Below are 19,248 nucleotides of genomic sequence, written 5' to 3'. Positions count from 1 at the left end.
CCCCGCCCCGAGAGCCAGCGTGCTCTCGGGTGCTTTTTTCCAACGTAAAGGAACGCGCACATGATCCTTGATCCCTACGGGCACCTCACCCGTCCCGGTCCTCCGAAAGGGTCGGTCGCAAGGCGGGCAGCAGCCTATCGACTGGCATCAAATGAAGAGCGGTACACGGTTGCAGGCGGTGGCGCGTCTTTGTTGGAAATCAAAACCGGTGACAGGATCACGATTACAAATACCGAAGGCGGCCAGTATTGCGAAATTCTGGCCGCCAGATCGAACGGCACGGTCGACAGTGCCCTCTTAGATATTCGGGCGGATACATCCGGTGAGGGGCTGCGTGCCGTGATGACGGACGACAGCTCGGGCATCTCGCGGTTGCGGTCCGGCCTCGAAAAACGGGGCATCGACCTTACGAATGCGCCCGCAATCGGCCTTTTCTCGGCATCAAGCCCTGCTGGCGACACCGGCACGTTCAATGCCGAGGACGACGGATGGCTTTTGATCACCGCCCCCGCGGCCAAAATGGACTACACGCGCCAAGACACCGCGACGCCCCTTTCGGTGACCATCACCCGTGCCACACCGCGCGCGGTCGGCAGCTTTGCCCTGCCCGACCCTCTGGCGGATCCGGTGCAAGACCTGCGTGTCGCCTCGGCAACCGCCAAAGCGTATACCGTTCGCAAAGGGGACTATATCCAGATCATGGATGTGGACGGACGCCAATGCACCGATTTTCAGTGTTTTGATGCGCGAAAAGTCGACCGCGGGATTTTTCACCCGCTGGACGTCACAACAACGCGCACGACGCTTGGACACGCCTACCCGATGCCGGGATTGCACGGGAAATACTATGATCGGGATCTGACCCCCTTGATCGAGGTCGTTCAGGACACTTGCGGGCGCCATGACACGTTCGCAATGGCCTGTAACGCAAAATACTATGACGACATCGGGTATCCCGGACACGTCAACTGTTCCGACAATTTCAACGCCGCGCTCAAGGATTTTGGAATTGCCGGGCGTCCGGGATGGATGGCGGCAAATTTCTTTTTCAACACGGGCATTGATGAGCACGGCGTGCTGTATGCCGACGAACCGTGGTCACGCCCCGGTGATTATGTCCTGCTGCGGGCCCTGACGGATTTGATCTGTGTCTCGTCTGCCTGCCCCGACGATACGTCGGCGGCCAATGGATGGCACCTCAGCGATATTCACGTGCGCACCTATGATGCCAACCAATCTTTTTCCCGCGCTGTCGCCTGGCGCTCTACCACCGACGAGGACCCGATCATGACGCGAGAAAGCGCCTTTCAAGCAAACTTTGCCGAGATGACACAGGATTTCGTCGAATATAACGGGTTCTGGCTTCCAAACAGTTTTCCTCAAACAGACGCGGTTGAAAGCTACTGGGCCTGTCGCGAAGGCGTGGTCGCCGTGGACCTGTCGGCCTTGCGCAAATTCGAGATCACCGGCACCGACGCCGAAGCATTGATGAACTGGGTTCTGACACGCAACGTCGAAAAACTGGGCATCGGACAGGTCGTCTATTCCGCGATGTGTTATCCGCATGGCGGTATGATCGACGACGGCACCTTGTTCCGTTTGGGAGAACAGAATTTCCGCTGGATTGGCGGCTCTGATGAAGGCGGCGTCTGGATGCGGGAAGAAGCGGCCCGTCTGGGGCTGAGCGTGATGATCCGCGCCTCCACAGACCAAATGCACAACCTTGCCGTTCAAGGACCCAAATCGCGCGAACTGATCACGTCGATCTTCTGGACACCACCACACCAAACCGACCTTCAGGAAATGGGGTGGTTCCGGTTCACGCCTGCCCGACTTGGCGGTGCCGAAGGCATCCCCGTGGTGATTTCCCGTACCGGTTACACGGGCGAATTGGGCTATGAAGTGTTCTGCCACCCCAAAGACGGCGATGCCATTTTCAAAGCCATCTGGGAGGCGGGCCTGCCCCTTGGCATCAAACCGATGGGGCTTGCCGGACTGGATCTTGTGCGTATCGAAGCGGGCTTGGTTTTTGCAGGCTACGACTTTAGCGACCAGACCGATCCTTTCGAGGCCGGCGTCGGGTTTACCGTGCCCTTGAAATCAAAAACCGCCGATTTTGTTGGCCGCGACGCACTGATCCGGCGCAAAGAAACCCCCGCCCGCAAATTCGTCGGGCTTGAGGTCGATGGGCAGGACCCGATCGCCCACGGCGACTGTGTCCGCATCGGCCGCGCCCAAATCGGCGAAGTCTGTTCAGCAATGCGCTCGCCTCGTACAGGGCAATGGATTGCTTTGGCGCGCCTTGATGTGGCCCACGCAGCAGAGGGAACAGAGGTCGAGGTGGGACGGCTGGACGGCCATATCAAACGCCTTGCGGCGCGGGTTGCGGCGTTTCCACATTACGATCCGAAAAAAGAACGCCCAAGGTCGTAACACCGGATCATACAGACATTTCTGGCGATGTACCCATCGCTGGAAACCTACCTTGCAGAACAGGTCGATGACGACCCGTTAGTCGGGCAATATATCCACCGTGGTGTCGCCCAAGACCTCGGCATCTTCTTTCAATGCCGTGCCAGTCACACCGATGCGCAGGGCCTCGCGCGTCAACCACGCGATTTTTCGCGCCGCCGTGGCATAGTCCAACCCACCCTGACCGTGAATGTTTGAAATGCAATTGCGTTCGCTGTCTCTGCGTCCCACTTCGGGACGGTAGGTGAGATAGGCCCCCAAACTGTCCGCAACGGTCAGGCCGGGCCGTTCACCCACCAGCAGGATGACAAGACGCGCGCCCAGCATCGCGCCAATTTCGTCCCCGATTGCCACCCGCGCCTGCGACGCCAGAAATACCGGCGCAATGGTGAACTCTGGCAAAGCCTCCATTGCAGCGCGCGTCACTGCCGCAGCATGGGTTTGCACGGCATCCGCAGACAGGCCGTCGGCAATGACAAAGACGATATCCGGCGCGGTGCTGATTTCGGGGCTAAGCCTGCTTCCCTCCTCCAGACGGCGCCCAAGATCCGGCCGCCTGAGATAGGTTGCGCGGTCCGCAGCGGCGCTATTGACCCGCACTACCTCAAGAGGGGCCAGATCGTCCTCAAGACATGCCAGATCAACTTGCCTGTGCACCGCATCACGGGCCCTTGCGTGGGCATACTGGAATTCAAGACTGTGTTTGGTGGGCAGGGCTGTCCCACTGCGGCCGAGACCAACACGTGCCGGTGTGGCGGCGCGCACCCGCGCCCAAGGGTCCTTGGTGGGTGTGCTCATTGCGCCATCTCCAGCAATCGGCGTGACGGCGCGGCATCAGGCAGCAACGCCCCCGCCGTATCCACAAACCCCATTTCCTCAAGCCAGGCTTCGAATTCTGGTGCCGCACGAAAGCCCAGCGCGTTTCGAAGATAGGCAATGTCGTGATAAGACAGGCTTTGGTAATTCAACATGATGTCATCCGCCCCCGGTACGGCGATCAGGAAGTGCACCCCTGCCGATGCCAAAAGGGTCATCAGCACATCCATATCATTCTGATCAGCCTCGGCGTGGTTGGTATAGCAAACATCCACCCCCATCGGCAGGCCAAGCATCTTGCCGCAAAAATGGTCTTCCAGACCGGCGCGAATAATTTCCTTACCGTCAAACAGGTATTCTGGGCCGATAAACCCGACCACGGTATTCACGATCAGCGGCTCAACCGCCCGCGCAACCGCATAGGCACGTGCCTCGAGGGTTTGTTGATCGACGCCGTGGTGCGCATCTGCCGACAACGCCGCCCCCTGCCCGGTTTCAAGGTACATGACGTTCTGGCCCACAGTGCCCCGATCCAGCGACCGCGCCGCATCATGGGCTTCGTGCAACAAGGACATATCAACACCAAATCCCTTGTTCGCTGCCTCCGTTCCTGCGACCGACTGGAACACAAGATCAACCGGCGCGCCACGTTCGATCATCTGGATCGAGTTTGTGATGTGGGTTAGCACACAGGTTTGTGTGGGGATGGCATGGCGGCACCTCAGGTCCTCCAACATGTCGAGAATTGCCATCGCCGTTGGAATATTGTCGGTCGCCGGATTCACGCCCAGCACCGCATCCCCCACCCCAAACACAAGCCCATCCAGTGTCGAGACCGCAATACCTGCCAGATCATCCGTCGGGTGGTTGGGTTGCAACCGTGATCCGATCCGCCCCGGCAGCCCTAAGGTTGTCCGGAACGCCGTTTTGACGGTGATCTTTCGCGCAACTGCAATCAAATCCCGATTGCGCATCAACTTGGACACCGCTGCGACCATTTCAGGTGTCAAACCGGGGGCAAGCCGCGCCAGAACGGCGCCCGTCGCGGCCTCGGACAGCAACCAGTCACGAAATTGTCCAACCGTCATATGGGCCACAACGCCAAAGGCATCCGCATCATGGGTATCGATAATCAGGCGGGTCACCTCGTCAGTCTCGTAGGGGACAAGCGCCTCTCGGCAAAACACGCGCAAGGGCAGATCGGCCAGAACCATCTGGGCGGCAACGCGTTCAACCTCGGTTCGGGCGGCCAGTCCTGCAAGGCTATCACCAGATCGGGGTGGCGTGGCCGCCGCCATAAGGCGGGCCAGCGTTCCAAAGTCATGCATCTCGCCGCCAAGAAGAGTTCTGTATTTTGGCATGATTGAACCTGTTGTATTGAGATCGCGCGAACAGCCCAGTGTGCCGCAGGTGTTCAAAACGTACCCGATTTCAAATTGTCTTCAAGCGTCACACCAGAAAGCAGAGCGCAGTTGCCCCCCGAAAACCGCTTCTGCCCTTTCCTGCATCATTTTCCGCTGCCCCTCGCCGTCACGCCCGCCCCGCTGCCCTCTTTGGATTTCGGTACAGCCGGAGTGGTTCTTGTGCGAGGCGCGCCTAGGCTTTACACATGTGGCTTGCGTCAAACGCAGACCACGACATGAAAGGCGCCCCCATGCCGCATCAAATGCAAAAGGCGATTGCGCGCAATTCGCTTTTGATAAAGTCCTTGCCAGCGCAACACGTTGACGCCGTGTTGTCCAAAGCCATCTGGAAACAACATGAACGCGGAGAGACGTTGTTCATTCAGGAAGAAGTGGCAAACGTGATCCACGTCGTGATCGACGGATGGGTCAAACTGTATCGTGTCACGCCAAACGGCACCGAGGCCGTTGTCAGCATCTTTACCAAAGGCGAAAGCTTTGGCGAGGCGGTCGCGCTCAAGAACCTGCCGTATCCGGTGTCCGGAATGGCCGCGACGCGGTGCCATGTCATGCATATCCCCACATCGGTTCTGATTGATCTGATCCGTCACGACACCGAAGTGGCATTGTCCGTGTTGTCGTCAACCTTTACGCACCTGCATTCGCTGGTTGCCCAGCTGGAACAACTCAAGGCACAAACCGGTGGTCAACGGGTCGCTGAGTTTTTGCTGGATCTGAGTGATTGCAGAGAGGGAAGCTGTATGGTGACCTTGCCTTATGACAAGGTGCTGATTGCTGGAAAGCTTGGTATGAAACCGGAAAGCCTTTCGCGCGCCTTTATGCGCCTGAAACAGTTTGGCGTAAAAATCGAAAAGAACCACGCCTTGATCGAAGACATCGGCGTGCTTCAAACCTTTGTTGACAACGCCGAGTGATCAAAGGTGCGATACGGCCTTTTTGATATCCCTGACGGCCCCAAATGCGTGCGGGTACAGTTATCCCGCGACCAGCTGTTTATAGATTTGCGGTAGCGCAAAGATCAATCTGTCCGGCTCGGGCACAACCGTAAATTTGCCTTGGCCGAACATCCGCGCGAACCATCTTTTGCCCGTTCGGTCAACCGTCACACCATACACCGTGTGGCCTGCGCGGCGGGCTTCGCGTACTGCCATATGCGTGTCTTCTATCCCGTGCCGCCCTTCATAATGATCAAGATCATTGGGCTTGCCATCCGTGATCACCAACAAAAGCCTGCGCTTTTGGCGTTGTGCGGACAGGTCTGCCGACATATGGCGTATGGCCGCCCCCAAACGGGTATAAAAACCGGGCGACAGACTGGCGATGCGTTGCTCAACAAGCGCCCCCATCGGCTCGTCAAAACCTTTGCATTTCTGGATGTAGACCCGATCACGCTTTAACGATGAAAACGCGTGTATCGCAAAATCATCGCCGCATGCCTGTAACCCCCACGCCAAAGCATCCAGGGCCTCGCGTTCGATATCGATGACCGCGCGCCCCGACACCGAGCTTTCGGTTGACCGGCTCACGTCCAACAAGATCGACACTGCAAGGTCGCGCGCCTCGGGGCGGGATTGAAGCCATATGCGGTCGCTGCCGTCGCCCTTTGCATGGTGATCCACCTGCGCCCGAACGGCAGCATCCATGTCCAGAAGATCGCCGTCCAGATGCCCCCGCGTGGTCACCCGCCCCGGACGCAGCGCCTCGAACTGACGTTTCACGGTGCGAATGCGTCTGGCCGCGGCCGCATCATGCGTGAACAGGGATTGGTCTTTAGTGGGGACAACAGTGCTGGTCAAAACACAACAATGATCAGGCAGATATTGACCGCTGCGCACATCCCATTCCGGATAGAGAACCCGTCCCGAAAGCCGTTCGCGATCAACATCTTCAGGGGCCAGATCAAGATGCAGCTTAAGTTTTGTCGGCGGAGCTTTCGAGATTTGCCCCAGACCGATCTCGTCCTGATCATCAACGGCCTTTTTGGCATTGTCAGGATCATCGTCATCTACACGACGGTTCAGGTTCAGGAATTCAGCCCAACTCAGAATGGCTTCGAACTTGTGCAGGATGAAGCTGTCACTGCGCTCTGCCTGATCCGACTTGCGCCGCGTGGCGCGGCGAGTTTTCTCTTCAGTGGGGTCTTCGGCCACGCCTTCGACCTCGGGGTGTTCGACTTCATGAGGCTGTGAAAAACGCACAGCGCGAACATCCGGCCACACGGGAACCGGCCGAAACGGACGGTAATTCTTTGGAGCAACCAACCCTTCGAAATCGCCGGTTTCAAGGGCCTGCCACAGTGTGCTGGCATGGGCGGGCAACGAGCGCCCCAAGAGATGACGCACCAGCGCCTCGACTTGCCCTTCGATCCCTGCTGCCTCTGTTTGGGCGCGATAATGCAAGATACCCTCGCACAAGGCGGCATAAAGATCCCGCATGCCCGGCGCATTTTTTAACGTGGCCTCGACCATACGGCGCACGCACCAAAGCCTGCGCAGGTCCGACACCAGCGGATCGGCGTCATCAACAGCCGATTGCGTGTGGGCCGAAACCGCTGCCAGCCAGACATACAACGCGGCGTTCGCTTCGCGCGTCGGCAACACCGCAAGGCGGGCAGGCAAGCGCAGCACTTCCCCATCAAAGCTGGCGCAGGGAACCAATTCAACCTCGGTCCCCAATCTGCGACGCCAGCTTAGCCGGTGGTGCGAAACCTCGTCTGCGACCGGCCGAAGCTCGACACTTGGGTTCCCCCCCAAACCACGAAACAGCACCGCCAACCGGCCCGCGACCTCTGACAGGGCAACAGCCGCACCGTCATGTACTTCTGGCGCATCAAGACGGCTGGCAAAACTGTGCCATATCTTTCCGACGGTTTCTTCGGGCTCCCAAGGTTCAAAGTCGATTTTGACCATATCCGCCTCTATCCAAAGACCGCTGCGACCAAATCAAGCAAGCCCCGTTTGATGTCTTCGTCATCGGTCAGTGGTTCGATCATTGCGGCGCGAATGGCGCGATCTACGTTCATGCCTTGGGCAATCAGGGTCGCCGCATAAACCACCAGCCGTGTCGACACGCCCTCTTCCAGATCCTGCCCTTTGAGATCGCGCAGCTTTCCGGCCAGACGCACCAGCGGCTTCACGCGGTCGATCGGCAAACCACTTTCTGCGGCGACCACCCGAATTTCGACGTCAGGTGCGGGAAAATCGAATTCCACCGAAATGAAACGTTGCCGCGTTGACGGTTTCAAAGTTTTCAGAATGCTCTGATAGCCAGGATTATAGGACGCCACGAGCATGAAGCCCGGTGCCGCCTCGAGCTCTTCGCCGGTGCGATCAATGGGCAGAATACGCCGGTCGTCGGTCAGCGGGTGCAACACAACGGTTACATCCTTGCGGGCCTCGACCACCTCATCCAGATAGCAGATCGCGCCTTCGCGCACTGCGCGAGTCAGCGGCCCATCCACCCAGATGGTTTCTCCCCCTTTTAAAAGGTAGCGCCCGATCAGGTCGGACGCCGCCAGATCATCGTGACAGGCAACCGTGTATAAAGGGCGCTCCAACTGCGCGGCCATATGCGCCACAAAGCGGGTTTTGCCGCATCCGGTTGGACCTTTGAGAAGAATCGGTAGGTTGTTGTCTGCGGCGGCCCTGAACACCTCGCGCTCATCACTTTGAGCGAGGTAGAAGGGGGCGTCAGCCGCCCCCGTCCCTTTTTCAGTCTTCGGCGGAATTGATCCATCCATATCCATCACTCCGCAGGGCTTTGGGCAGCGCCGGTGTCAATCACCTCTTTGCGCGGCACCCACATGGCATAGACAAACAAGATTGCCCCGATCACAAACACCGCGCCGGACCCGAAGCGCATCCAATAGAAGATCGCCAGCTGGTCCTGCACGTCCATGAAGTAATCGCCCAGAACACGTTGCAGATGTGTCTGGATGGTCCCCGCAAACGTCAGCACGAAGGTCATGAAGACCATACCGCCCGACATCATCCAGAACGACGCCATGTTCAGCACCTGGTTATAGGGATCGCGCCCGCGCAGGATCGGCATGGCGTAGCTGAAGATCGCGAGGTTCAAGGAAACATAGGCCCCGAAGAAGGCGAGATGTCCGTGGGCCGCCGTGATCTGCGTTCCGTGAGTATAGTAGTTCACCCCGTGTAGCGTATGCAGAAAGCCCCAGACACCTGCGCCAAAGAACGCCAGCGTCGCACAGCCGAGCGACCACAAAAGAGCGGCTTTGTTGGGATGGTCGCGGCGCCCCTTCCAGACCATGACGAAGGCAAAAGCCATCATGGCAAAGAACGGAACAACCTCGAGCGCCGAGAAGATCGACCCGATCCACTGCCAGTATCCCGGGGTCCCGATCCAGTAATAGTGGTGGCCGGTGCCAAGGATACCCGAGAACAACGCAGCCGCGACAATGACATAGAGCCACTTTTCGACCACTTCACGGTCCACACCCGTCAGTTTCAGCATCAGATAGGCCAGAATGGACGCCATGATCAGCTCCCAAACACCCTCAACCCACAGGTGGACGATGTACCACCAGTACTGTTTGTCGAGCGACAGGTTGTCGGGATTGTAAAAGCTGAACAGGAATAGAAGCGCCAATCCCCAAAGCCCCAGAAGAAGGATATTTGTGATTGCGGTTTTCCGGCCCTTCAGAACCGTCATCGACACGTTGTAAAGAAAGATCAGCGCCGCGACGACGATCCCCGCCTTGACCCATTTGGGCTGTTCGATGAACTCGCGGCCTTCTTTGCCCAGAAGCCAGTTCCCCTCGAACAGGTTGAAGGTATAGGTCACGACCACACCCAATGTGCCGATCACAAGGATCGCCAGCTGGATATAGGCCAGTTTTTCGCTGTGGATTTCGCGTTCCGCCTCTTCCGGTATCAGGAAATAGGCGGCACCGAAGAAGCCGGTGATCAGCCACACAATAAGCGAATTGGTATGCAGCATACGCACGATGTTGAACGGCAGCACCTCGGAAAGCGTGTTTGGTGCCACATAGATCCAGCCAGCCAGAAGGCCGCCCAGAACCTGCACCACGAACAGGCCCATCGCCACGGCAAAATAGACGAGGGCAATTCTTTGCGTTTGATATTTCATGTCTCTGTCTCCTTAGCCCGCTTCATTCGGTGGCCAGCCCTGCGCGTCGATTGTCTCGACCCAGAGGAAAAAGTCGGTCAGGTTCTGGACCTCTTCGTCGCTCAGGTTGAACTGGGGCATTTGACGGCGGCCTTCGATGCCGGTCGGCTGGGCATCCATCCAGCCTTTGAGCATGTCAAACGCGCCTTCGGGGTCGTCAGCGACGCCCCAGCGGGTCATCACATTGGCGACTTCGGGCGCGAAATAGGCACCCTCCCCAAGGATCGAATGACAGTTGATGCATGCCTTGTCTTCCCAAACCTTTTTGCCGGCGGCGACGCTTTCGGTCAGCGTCTCTGCATTGGTCGAGGTTGTGACGATGTAGCGATGCGAGTGGATTGATAGTCCCAGGAAGATGATGATGAAAAACAGGGACCCGCCATAGAATATGTTCCGGGCCATGCTTTTGGTCATGACTTCGCGCATTGGGCTCTCCTTTGCGCCTTGATTGTTGATTTAGAGAAAATGCCGATCCTGAACGCGGAGGGCCTTAACGAAAGTCAAGCAGATCAGGTTTTGTGTGCAGCAGCCGCGTGCGCCTTGAAAATAAAAGGAAAAAACACCTAACCAAAGTCAATGCAAAGCCCGAAAAGGGATGCACAACATGGCCCTCAGACCAACCCAGAAACTATGTGAGACTGCCTTTATGCCCGACGCGCAAACCCGATGGACCGTCAGAAAACTCTCCCTCGTGTTTTATCCGTTTGCGATGGCAGCGGTGGCCATCAACCTGTTTCTTCTCGGGCTGATGTGGCAGGCCATCGGCTTGCCCGCCATTTCCCCGCATCTGGCGCTTTGGTGCTCTGTCCCGTTGGGAATTCCGGCAACATGGCTTTTGGGCAAATGGGTGCGAGGCCTGATGGATGAGGCAGACGCGCCCCCACACCTTTCGGATAAATAGAAAAAGGGCAGCCCGATAAGCTGCCCCCTTTTCCCCGATGACCTTGATCGTTCAGGCCAGCACTTCGAGTTTGGTTCCCGAAAATGTGGCAAGCATCCCGTCGATTTCATGCGCGGGCATAAGACAAGCAGCCGTCGACAGGGCATCCGCCAAGGCCGCGTGAGGCGCCGAAATCGATACAAGGTTGTGCATGGTCGTGGCCCCGACCGGCGACAGGATGTGACCTTGCCCTGCCCCCACCAACGTTGCCCGTGGTGCCGAGGTAGCCACGGCACGGTTGGACAGGTTCAACCGCGCCACGATCCGTGCGTCCGGATCGGCAACCCCAACCGCCCATGGATGTCCATCTGCCCGATGACCCAAAGCTGCGATCTCACCCATATCAACCAGAACGTCGCGCAACCCCAAAGACCGCAACAACGCAACAATGCGATCGGTGATCGCGCCCTGCGCAATACCATTCAAGGTCAGCGCCCCATCGACTTCAACTATGCCTGCGTCAAAGCGCAGCCGCGACCAGCCCACCTTGTCCGTGACCTCTTCAACGGGTCGTCCTTCCGCCAAAGCCTGCCAAACAGGTTGGATCGTCGGATCAAAACGCCCAGCGCTGGCGCGGTGCACTGTGCCCGCCAGCCCCAGAACGGCCAAAAGATCAGGCGAAGGCAACCGCAGAACCCCATCGCGGTTCAAACGACTTATCTCGGACTCGGTGCGAAACAGGCTGAAGATGTATTCCAATCTCTCCAGTTCATTTTCGACCTTTTGAAAGACCATTTCCGATCTGGTTTCATCCACTCCGACAAGTTGCATGGACACAGCTGCGCCCATCGCGCGGCCCGACCAAACCGCCGGCTGGCTGGCTCTGGCCCCCACAGGAACAACGGCGCTCGCAGCCGCAATCGTCAGAAAACCTCGGCGGTTCAACAGGCTCATGACGGTGTCTCCAGCTTCATTTTGAAATCAATTGGCCCCAGCACGTCTTCATCCGGGATATCGTCCAATGTCATTGCCGCCCCCCCATAGTTTTCGACGAAAGCCTGCGCGCCCTCTGCATCCGAGAAAGGGACCACTTCCTGTGCGCCCATGCCGCCTGCGACGCGTGCGCCGACGACAAACACCGCTTCCTGCGCCATGATCCAATTGTCAAACCCCGGCTCTTCCCAGCTCGACGCGGCGTTCATATCGCTCACATAGATGGCAACAATATCGGCGTCTCTTTCGGGGCTTTTCAGATACACCACGAGGTCGCGCACCTGCGCAAAGAAGATCGGCGCGGGATAGCCCTCAAGATGGATTTGCCCTTTCGGGCCCCCATGTTCCGCAATGTTCATCTGACAGAAATAGCTGAGCGCCGTTTCGGTCAGATCAACAGGCGCCGGAGGAGCCTTTGCAGCCTCTTCCTTGCAACCGCCCAACACGGCGAGTGCCATCAATACCAAGGCAAATTGTTTCATGGCTCTATCCTTGCAAAAACACCGCGCGCCGCCGCGAACCCCAGAAACGGCCAAATCATGAGAGACAAAGGCGCGGCCCAAACGGGCAAGGCTTTCGCCGCGCTTGTCATCCCGCTGGCCAGGGCAACGCCATCTGAGGCCGCCATATTCCACACCCGAAACGCATCGGCGGGATTGGCCACCATGACCCACGGGAATATCTTCTTGGTGAACATGCCACCGTCATCGGCCACAACGGCCCCCAAAAGGCCAAGATCAAACAACACCACAAAAATCACCCACAATCCGGCAGACATGCCTGCGGCCGAGGTTGCGCTTTTGCTGAGTGCAGACATCAGATATCCAAGTGTTAGAAACACGCCCCCGAGCAAGATCGAGGTTGCGATCAACCGGCCCAGCGCGATCAGGCTGTCCGTGCCCGCGCCGCCGAACCACGCCGCAACGGCCCCCGCAGCCCCAAAGCCCACAATCATGGCAAAGGCCAAGGCCGCCAGATGCGCCGCGAACTTACCCAAAAGAACCTCGCCACGGCTGGCGGGATAGGACAGCAACAGGGCCAGACTGCCTCGGTCGGCGTCCCCTGCAATCGCGTCGAATGAGATCATCAGTGCCAAAAGAGGGGCAAGATAAACGGAAAGCGTTGTCATCGAGGCAACGGATATCGTCAACATATCAACGCCAAGGGCACCCGTTGGCGCGCTGCCTGCAAAAGTCAGCGCAAGGGCGAACAAAACCATGATCAGCGTGGCCATGAACAACCATCTGTTGCGGCGAAGAATGCGCATCTCGCAAGATGCGATGGCAAGAAAACGTGTCATTGTCTGATCTCCTGTGCGTAGTGGCGGTACAGGTCTTCCAGACCCGGCGGGGTGATTTCGATGTCCTCGACCTCGCCGCCAAGGCTGGTGATCTGGCGAAGCGCCGCCATTTTGTCACCAACGTCACAGGCAATTTCGACAGAAGCCCCATTGATCCGCTGCCCCCCGATGTGGCGCGCGATCAGATCTGCATTGTGCGAGGCACGGATGCGTATTTTGGTTTGAAGTCCCGCGCGGCGGCTTAGTCCCGCAAGCGTGTCATCCGCAACGACGCGTCCCTTGCGCATGATGGCGATGCGATCCGTGCGGGCCTCAACCTCGGTCAGGGCGTGGCTGGCGATCAAGACGGCTGTGCCCTGACCCGCTAATTCATCAATGATTTCATATAGATCCTGACGCGAGATCGGGTCAAGACCGCTGGTCGGCTCGTCCAGAAGAGCCACCGCAGGTTTGCCCAAAAGAACTTGTGCCAGACCCAGACGCTGGCGCATGCCTTTGGAATAGGTGCCAATGCGGCGATCAAGGGCGTCGGCCAGACCGACACGCTCCAGCAGTGCCGCGATATCCGGTTTTTCGCCCGACAGCTGAGCAAACAGGGTGAGCTGTTCGCGCCCCGTCAGAGCCGGATGAAAGCTGATTGCCTCGGGCAAAAACGAGGTCAGGCGGCGGGCCTTGCCGCTGCCCGGTTTGGCGTCCGACACGCGGATTGAACCGCCGTGGATCGGGGTCAGCCCCAGCACCGATTTGATCAACGTTGATTTACCGGCACCGTTGTGACCAAGCAGGGCAACGCGCTCTCCGGTGGCGACGTTCAGGGTCACGTCCTGCAATACCGGTGTCGCGCCCCGTTTTTTGAAAACTTGACTTATTTCCAGAGCCTTATCCGTCATGAGGCACCTTTTCGCTAACGTCTGGTCTGACGGGTTTCATAAGGGGATTGCTGTCAATCACGCCGCCCGGCAACAGGGCCGGAAAGGCGGCCTGAGACCAGCGCACCAGTTGAACTGCGGGCGATCCAAGCAACATCTTCGCCGCAGGTTGGGTCCATAAAACATGGTCCATACTGTCATTCGGGCGGTACGGGGCATCGCCGATCCCGTCGCCGTTCACATCATAGGCCGCATTGTCGCTCCAATAGTTGCCGCGGCCCTCTTCGGACCACTCGTGCCATTTGGAAGAGACAAATTTCACCTGCGTCCGGTTTCCGACAAAGGCATTTCCCAGAATGCGGTTTTTCTGGCTGCCTGCGGTAAAGTGGATTCCGATGCCACACCCTTCGAACCAGTTGTCCGAAAACTGGTTTTTGTGTGAATTGTACAAAAATGTGCACTTCTCTTGTGCGTTTTGTACATAGTTCCCGCGGATCTCGCTGCGGTTGGTATAGTTCAGCATCACGCCATGTTCGCGGTCGTTGACCGACACGTTGTCGACCACCCGCACCCGCGTCGAAAACATCACCGCATACCCCAGATCGTTGCCGATCGAGACGTTGCCCGAGACTTCGCTGTCGTCGGCATACATATAATGCACCGCGAAACGCAGGTCGCGAAACAGGTTGTTGCGAAAGATGTTCTTACGGCTTGAATTGACAAAGATACCGTCCCGCCCGAACCGGATGTCATTGCCGTCAACCACGGCGCCGGGGGCATTCCAGACATACACACCGTTGCCGCGCGCGTTCACGTGGTGATCCAGACGTCCTTCGATCCGGTTTCCCGCGACATAGGCATTGCGCGCCCCGTGGATGTCGATGCCATAGAGGTTTCCCAAAACAACATTGTCGGTAATCTGCGGCGCGCGTGCGGTCTTGGTCAGCTTGATGCCGCTGTCGATCGTCTCGTGAGAGGAACCGGACCCGATCACGGTCACGCCTGTGACGGTGATGTCTGTGCCGGTGACCGTGATCACACTGCCGTTGCCCTGCCCGTCAATTGTCGCGTGCCCCTGCCCGTCCAGAATGACAGGCCGGTCCAGCACGACATTTTCGAGATAGAGGCCGGGACGCAGGCGAAGGGTGTCCCCATCCGCCGCCTGCGCCAGAGTTTTTGAAATGGCTCCGGCCCGCGCCGGCACGTCCCAATCCGCCGCCAGGACGCAGTCAGCGGTCAGTAATGTCAGAGCGGTCAGAAGCCATTTCATCGGTTTATGCCTCGCGAGGTTCTACAAACATCCGGCCGCGCATCTCCATGTGGAGGGCGTGACAGAACCACTGGCAATAGAACCAGTGCACACCGGGACGTTCCGCAACGAAGGTCACGGATGCGGTGGCTTGTGGGCCGATTTCCATGGCAACGCCAAAGTTCGCCATACAGAAGCCGTGGGTCAGGTCATCGATGTCATCAAGGTTGGTAACAATCACGGTGACCTCGTCGCCTTGCTTGACCGAGAACTGCTCGAGAGCAAAGTTCGGGGCCTGGCTGGACATGTAGACGCGGACCTTGTTGCCGTCGCGGATGACAGTGTCCTGCCAATCGTCCAGATCGATGCCGTCGACCTCGGCCTGTGCGCGCGCGTCGGCCCACATCGGATCGTTCCGGTCCCAGACATCGACGGGGTTCACCTTCGAGCGGTGCACAATGATGGAATCGTGCGGTTCAGCAAAGGTCGGGCCATCATGGACCACCTTCATCTTGTCGCCCGAGATATCGATCAACTGTTCGTTTTCAGGCTTCAGCGGACCGACATTCAGGAAGCGGTCTTTCGAGAACTTGTTCATCGAAATCAGCCACTTGCCGTCAGCCTCGGAGGTTTCGCCCATCGAAGTCGAGTTGTGACCCGGTTGGTAATGCACGTCGACCTTGTCTTTGATCGGATCCACGTCTTTGCCAGCAAAGGCCGCGATGGCATCTTCGATGTTCCATTTCACAACCTGGCTGTCGAGGAACAGCGTTGTATAGGCGTTGCCCTTGTTGTCGAACGCGGTGTGAAGCGGGCCAAGGCCCAGCTGTGGTTCGGCCACAATCGCCGAGCGTTCGTCGGCACCATCGGTGAACAGCGCATCCAGTTTCTGAACATCAATCACCGAAACGGTGGGGGACAGTTTGCCGTTGATACAGATGTGGCGTTTGTCCGGTGCCGCGTTCACGCCGTGGGGCGAGTTCGGGATCGGGATGTAGCGGGTAAAGTTGCTTTTGGCTTCTTTACGGCCGTCGACAACCTTGGCGCCTTTCAGTTCCTGATAGTTTCCAGCGGCGATGGCCTCTTCGATGGCCTTGATGTTGAAGACAACAACGTGGTCCATCTCGTTCTCGGTCATCTCGGAGAGGTTCACACCCATTTCCGAGTTATACGAGGTCGAGAAGGCATATTTGCCTTGATAATCGCAATCGGTGTTGTCGAGGTTGCCCGACACGATCACCTGCCATGCGACTTCCATCTCGTCGCCATCAATGGCGGTAAAGATGTTCACATATTGCGACGGGTCATCAAGGATTTTGCCATCGTTCACCAGCGGGGCTTCGTGTTCGCCATTGGCAAAGACATAGCCCGTGCGTGGGAATTTTTGCGGGCGCAGACCGTGGATGTCATGGGCGTTGGGGATTTCGATGATCTTGTCTGTTTTCATCACATCGCAACGCACGCGGGCCACACGGGTGTTGGCCTTGTCGTTCATGAACAGATAGCGGCCATCATAGGTGCCATCGGTGAACGACATGTGCGGGTGGTGCAGGTCGCCGTTGTCATAGGTGACCTTGCCGTTGGCGGCGAGGAATTCCTTGGTCTCGGGCAAGAGGCCCTCGGTCAGGATTTTCAGGGACTCGTTGGTTTGGCCCCAGCCGGTGGCCGAGCAGCGGTTGAACACGGGCACGCGCATCAGTTCACGCATCGACGGCATGCCCAGAATGCGCAGCTCGCCGGTCTGGCCCGAGGACCAGAAACCGTAGTATTCGTCGAGCTCGCCCGGCGCGAGGTTCACCTTGGCACCAGCCGCCTGGGCGGGGGTGGCGCCGAGCATTGAGCCGCCGACACCGGTGGTGGCCAGAACGGCTCCGGTTGCAGTGGCGCCGAGCATACCGCGGCGGGTCATCGATAGGCCTTTTTTGATTTCTTCAGACATGGTTTCCTCCTTCAAGAATCCTAAGTCGGTTTGGCATTCGGGTGATTTTTCGGCGGTTGACCCACAGGGATCTTGATCTCAGCCGAGCCGACCTTCGCCCGTCGCTTGAGCTGACGGATGACGACCGGACATTTGGTTTCGGACTGGTAGAGAACCTGACAGTGCAGGCAGTCGACACATTCGTTCGGGTTGATTTCACCGGTGGGGTGGATCGCCTGAACGGGGCATTCATTGGCGCATGTCTGGCAGGGGCTGCCGCATTCCTTGTATCGGCGCAGCCAGTCGAACATGCGGATGCGCGCGGGGATGGCCAATGCCCCCCCGAGCGGGCACAGGTAACGGCAATAGAAGCGTTCGATGAACAGACCGGCCAACAGCAGCAGCAAGGCAAACACGACGAACGGCCAGTCACGCACGAACTTCAGAATGATCGCGGTTTTGAACGGCTCGATCTCGGCATAGGTTTCGGCCAGCGGGATCGACACCATCGACAAGGCAAAGAGGCCGAGGAAGATCATGTATTTCAGGGGCCAGAGGCGTTCGTGCAGCCCCCATGGCAAGGTCCATTGCGGCACCTTCAGCGCACAGGCGAGTTTGTTGGTCAGCTCTTGCAGGGCACCAAAGGGGCACAGCCAGCCGCAATAGGCGCCACGTCCCCAGAACAGCAGGGCAGCGGCCACCGCGAACCACTGGATGAACACCAGAGGGTCCATCAGGAACGCGTCCCACGTAAAGCCTGATCTGAGGCTGCCCGCCAGCGCCATCAGGTTGACGACGGACAGTTGGGCGTTGGCATACCATCCCAGAAAGACCAGCGTGACAGACAGGTAGCCGATGCGGAACCAGTAGAAGACACGCGCATTCATCGTCGCCTGAAACTGGAAGAAGAAGACAGCCGTCAGCACCAGAAGCATGAGGCCCAGCACGGCGATTTCCACCTGTTTGTCTTTCCAGATGCGTTTCCAAAGCGCGGACTTGGCGGCGGCCTCGTCTGTGGCGTCATCGACGACTACGGGCGCAGCGACGGGCAGCAGGAAACTCTCGGGCAGTTTATAGCCGAGGTCATAGGTCAGAAAGATCTTCTCGATTGCGCCAACCGCACGTTGGACCAGAAGCTGAAGACGGAAGGGTTCGGTGGGGTCAAATTCGGCGTCTGCGGGAATTTTGAAGATGTCCAGCTCGGTGAAAGAGGGGCTGTCCCCTGTGGCCAAAGCCCCCAAGCGGCGCTGTTGTTTGTCAAAGAAACGCACGCCATTGTCGCCCTGGATAAGCTGGATGCGATCAAAAATGCCGCCCCGAACATATCCCGACCCTTTAAAGCTGTAGGCGCCACGGCCCAGAACAAGGATCGCCTGCTCACCCGGTTCCAGCCACGCAACAAGGTTCTCGTATTCGGCGTCTCCGAGCAGGCTGCGGCCGATCGAGGGCACGCTGACCAGCGCCATATGCATGTCGATAAAGGTGTCGTCCACCGCGCCCGCTTCGGGGCGTTTTGCGGCCCGTTCATCGCCGGTGTCTTCAAAGGCTTTGTTGATCTGGCCAATGTCCAGCGTCATGCGGCGCACAGATCCGTCTCCGGTCATTGTGTCCCAATCCAGAGCCCGATCAATGGTCATGTCGATTTCACGTTTGGGGCCGTCGGACGTGATGGGAGACAAACCGCCCAACCCGAGGGCACGAGAAACTTTGAGACCTGCGCGCACAATGCTGTCGTCAATCACCATGATGGTGACGGTCGCCCCCGAAATGATGTCGAGGTCATGGCCTTCGCCGCCGGTTTCCGCCTCGACCTTGAGGTCAAGACCCGCATAGCCTTCGGTCAGCTTCAGCATTTTCGAGTTGGGAATACCGATCAACACAATCGGTTCCGAGTGTTTGACCAGCTTTACACCGGTCAAAACGGCGTCGGCATCGATGGATGCAATCACATGGATAGGCTTGCCCGAGTACCCGGTGGTGCCAACAAAATCAGAGGTCAGAAAGGCCCAAGCGATGGTTTCGCCGCCTTTCAGAACAGGTGCGACACCCACGTCTTCGCGAATGGGGCCAAATGCATCGGCGTCCGGCGCAAGGTCAGCAGGCGCGATATCCGGCAAAAAACTGGCGAGACTGTCGGCCTGTGCCTGCATAGGGATGATCGACATCAAAGAGACGA

General features: G+C 58.2%; 16 protein-coding genes. 3 read left to right on the top strand and 13 right to left on the bottom strand.

The features are described from left to right. The first annotated feature begins 60 nt into the window (after positions 1–60). A complete protein-coding gene (locus tag PH7735_RS04320; RefSeq protein WP_058310064.1) occupies positions 61–2,433 on the top strand; it encodes a trimethylamine N-oxide demethylase in 2,373 nt (790 codons plus the stop codon). Positions 2,434–2,511: 78 nt separating this feature from the next. Here PH7735_RS04320 and eutC read toward each other — a convergent pair whose 3' ends face one another. Beyond that, positions 2,512–3,270 carry an ethanolamine ammonia-lyase subunit EutC gene (gene eutC, locus PH7735_RS04315; RefSeq protein ID WP_058310063.1) on the bottom strand — a complete coding sequence of 253 codons (759 nt, stop codon included), beginning with the start codon at positions 3,268–3,270 and terminating at the stop codon, positions 2,512–2,514. Next, positions 3,267–4,649, bottom strand: coding sequence for an ethanolamine ammonia-lyase subunit EutB (locus PH7735_RS04310; RefSeq protein WP_058311141.1), 1,383 nt, complete (start codon positions 4,647–4,649; stop codon positions 3,267–3,269). The genes eutC and PH7735_RS04310 overlap by 4 nt, the downstream gene beginning before the upstream one ends. Positions 4,650–4,897: 248 nt before the next feature. On the opposite strand from PH7735_RS04310, the gene PH7735_RS04305 reads away from it, so the two are divergent. After that, positions 4,898–5,626, top strand: a complete 729-nt coding sequence (locus PH7735_RS04305; protein ID WP_306341223.1) for a Crp/Fnr family transcriptional regulator — start codon at positions 4,898–4,900, stop codon at positions 5,624–5,626. Positions 5,627–5,686: 60 nt separating this feature from the next. On the opposite strand, the gene PH7735_RS04300 is transcribed toward PH7735_RS04305, so the two are convergent. Genes PH7735_RS04300 through PH7735_RS04285 form a run of 4 tightly spaced genes read right to left on the bottom strand, consistent with a single transcriptional unit; the run spans position 5,687 to position 10,289 of the window. Further along, positions 5,687–7,621: a nitric oxide reductase activation protein NorD gene (locus PH7735_RS04300; protein WP_058310062.1), complete on the bottom strand. Its 1,935-nt coding sequence runs from the start codon at positions 7,619–7,621 to the stop codon at positions 5,687–5,689. A gap of 8 nt (positions 7,622–7,629) precedes the next feature. Beyond that, positions 7,630–8,457 (bottom strand): CbbQ/NirQ/NorQ/GpvN family protein, encoded by an 828-nt coding sequence (locus PH7735_RS04295; protein WP_058310061.1) that lies wholly within the window; start codon positions 8,455–8,457, stop codon positions 7,630–7,632. Then, the gene (locus PH7735_RS04290; RefSeq protein WP_058310060.1) at positions 8,457–9,824 is read right to left on the bottom strand and encodes a cbb3-type cytochrome c oxidase subunit I; all 1,368 of its coding nucleotides are present in this window, start codon (positions 9,822–9,824) and stop codon (positions 8,457–8,459) included. Before PH7735_RS04290 ends, PH7735_RS04295 begins: the two co-directional genes overlap by 1 nt. Before the next feature lie 12 nt (positions 9,825–9,836). Next, positions 9,837–10,289, bottom strand: a complete 453-nt coding sequence (locus tag PH7735_RS04285) for a c-type cytochrome (protein WP_058310059.1) — start codon at positions 10,287–10,289, stop codon at positions 9,837–9,839. Between the two features lie 178 nt (positions 10,290–10,467). Here PH7735_RS04285 and PH7735_RS04280 point away from each other — a divergent pair, with 178 nt between their 5' ends. Next, a complete protein-coding gene (locus PH7735_RS04280; RefSeq protein ID WP_233488267.1) occupies positions 10,468–10,764 on the top strand; it encodes a hypothetical protein in 297 nt (98 codons plus the stop codon). A gap of 51 nt (positions 10,765–10,815) precedes the next feature. On the opposite strand, the gene PH7735_RS04275 is transcribed toward PH7735_RS04280, so the two are convergent. Genes PH7735_RS04275 through PH7735_RS04245 form a run of 7 tightly spaced genes read right to left on the bottom strand, consistent with a single transcriptional unit; the run spans position 10,816 to position 19,237 of the window. Beyond that, positions 10,816–11,697, bottom strand: coding sequence for an FAD:protein FMN transferase (locus tag PH7735_RS04275; protein ID WP_058310057.1), 882 nt, complete (start codon positions 11,695–11,697; stop codon positions 10,816–10,818). Beyond that, a complete protein-coding gene (locus tag PH7735_RS04270) occupies positions 11,694–12,218 on the bottom strand; it encodes a nitrous oxide reductase accessory protein NosL (protein ID WP_058310056.1) in 525 nt (174 codons plus the stop codon). Before PH7735_RS04270 ends, PH7735_RS04275 begins: the two co-directional genes overlap by 4 nt. Next, positions 12,215–13,036: an ABC transporter permease gene (locus tag PH7735_RS04265; protein WP_058310055.1), complete on the bottom strand. Its 822-nt coding sequence runs from the start codon at positions 13,034–13,036 to the stop codon at positions 12,215–12,217. The genes PH7735_RS04270 and PH7735_RS04265 overlap by 4 nt, the downstream gene beginning before the upstream one ends. After that, on the bottom strand, positions 13,033–13,926 hold the full coding sequence (locus tag PH7735_RS04260; RefSeq protein ID WP_058310054.1) for an ABC transporter ATP-binding protein: 894 nt from the start codon (positions 13,924–13,926) through the stop codon (positions 13,033–13,035). The genes PH7735_RS04265 and PH7735_RS04260 overlap by 4 nt, the downstream gene beginning before the upstream one ends. Further along, the gene (locus tag PH7735_RS04255; RefSeq protein ID WP_058310053.1) at positions 13,916–15,175 is read right to left on the bottom strand and encodes a nitrous oxide reductase family maturation protein NosD; all 1,260 of its coding nucleotides are present in this window, start codon (positions 15,173–15,175) and stop codon (positions 13,916–13,918) included. Before PH7735_RS04255 ends, PH7735_RS04260 begins: the two co-directional genes overlap by 11 nt. Positions 15,176–15,179: 4 nt before the next feature. Further along, complete coding sequence (gene nosZ / locus PH7735_RS04250) at positions 15,180–17,093, bottom strand: TAT-dependent nitrous-oxide reductase (protein WP_058310052.1); 1,914 nt, start codon at positions 17,091–17,093, stop codon at positions 15,180–15,182. Positions 17,094–17,113: 20 nt separating this feature from the next. Continuing rightward, on the bottom strand, positions 17,114–19,237 hold the full coding sequence (locus tag PH7735_RS04245) for a NosR/NirI family protein (RefSeq protein WP_058311139.1): 2,124 nt from the start codon (positions 19,235–19,237) through the stop codon (positions 17,114–17,116). Between the last annotated feature and the right edge of the window lie 11 nt (positions 19,238–19,248).

The organism is Shimia thalassica, assembly GCF_001458215.1.
Lineage (GTDB): Bacteria > Pseudomonadota > Alphaproteobacteria > Rhodobacterales > Rhodobacteraceae > Shimia > Shimia thalassica.
Note: the sequence above shows the minus strand (reverse complement) of the source record. Positions and strands in the feature narration are given on the sequence as shown.

Bases quoted from the DNA above. Each gene is read 5' to 3' on its own strand.
- PH7735_RS04260 (WP_058310054.1), bottom strand. From the start codon at position 13,926: ATGACGGATAAGGCTCTGGAAATAAGTCAAGTTTTCAAAAAACGGGGC.
- nosZ (WP_058310052.1), bottom strand. From the start codon at position 17,093: ATGTCTGAAGAAATCAAAAAAGGCCTATCGATGACCCGCCGCGGTATG.
- PH7735_RS04280 (WP_233488267.1), top strand. From the start codon at position 10,468: ATGGCCCTCAGACCAACCCAGAAACTATGTGAGACTGCCTTTATGCCC.
- PH7735_RS04265 (WP_058310055.1), bottom strand. From the start codon at position 13,036: ATGACACGTTTTCTTGCCATCGCATCTTGCGAGATGCGCATTCTTCGC.
- PH7735_RS04290 (WP_058310060.1), bottom strand. From the start codon at position 9,824: ATGAAATATCAAACGCAAAGAATTGCCCTCGTCTATTTTGCCGTGGCG.
- PH7735_RS04255 (WP_058310053.1), bottom strand. From the start codon at position 15,175: ATGAAATGGCTTCTGACCGCTCTGACATTACTGACCGCTGACTGCGTC.
- PH7735_RS04245 (WP_058311139.1), bottom strand. From the start codon at position 19,237: ATGTCGATCATCCCTATGCAGGCACAGGCCGACAGTCTCGCCAGTTTT.
- PH7735_RS04285 (WP_058310059.1), bottom strand. From the start codon at position 10,289: ATGCGCGAAGTCATGACCAAAAGCATGGCCCGGAACATATTCTATGGC.
- PH7735_RS04310 (WP_058311141.1), bottom strand. From the start codon at position 4,649: ATGCCAAAATACAGAACTCTTCTTGGCGGCGAGATGCATGACTTTGGA.
- PH7735_RS04275 (WP_058310057.1), bottom strand. From the start codon at position 11,697: ATGAGCCTGTTGAACCGCCGAGGTTTTCTGACGATTGCGGCTGCGAGC.
- PH7735_RS04305 (WP_306341223.1), top strand. From the start codon at position 4,898: ATGTGGCTTGCGTCAAACGCAGACCACGACATGAAAGGCGCCCCCATG.
- PH7735_RS04320 (WP_058310064.1), top strand. From the start codon at position 61: ATGATCCTTGATCCCTACGGGCACCTCACCCGTCCCGGTCCTCCGAAA.
- PH7735_RS04270 (WP_058310056.1), bottom strand. From the start codon at position 12,218: ATGAAACAATTTGCCTTGGTATTGATGGCACTCGCCGTGTTGGGCGGT.
- PH7735_RS04300 (WP_058310062.1), bottom strand. From the start codon at position 7,621: ATGGTCAAAATCGACTTTGAACCTTGGGAGCCCGAAGAAACCGTCGGA.
- eutC (WP_058310063.1), bottom strand. From the start codon at position 3,270: ATGAGCACACCCACCAAGGACCCTTGGGCGCGGGTGCGCGCCGCCACA.
- PH7735_RS04295 (WP_058310061.1), bottom strand. From the start codon at position 8,457: ATGGATATGGATGGATCAATTCCGCCGAAGACTGAAAAAGGGACGGGG.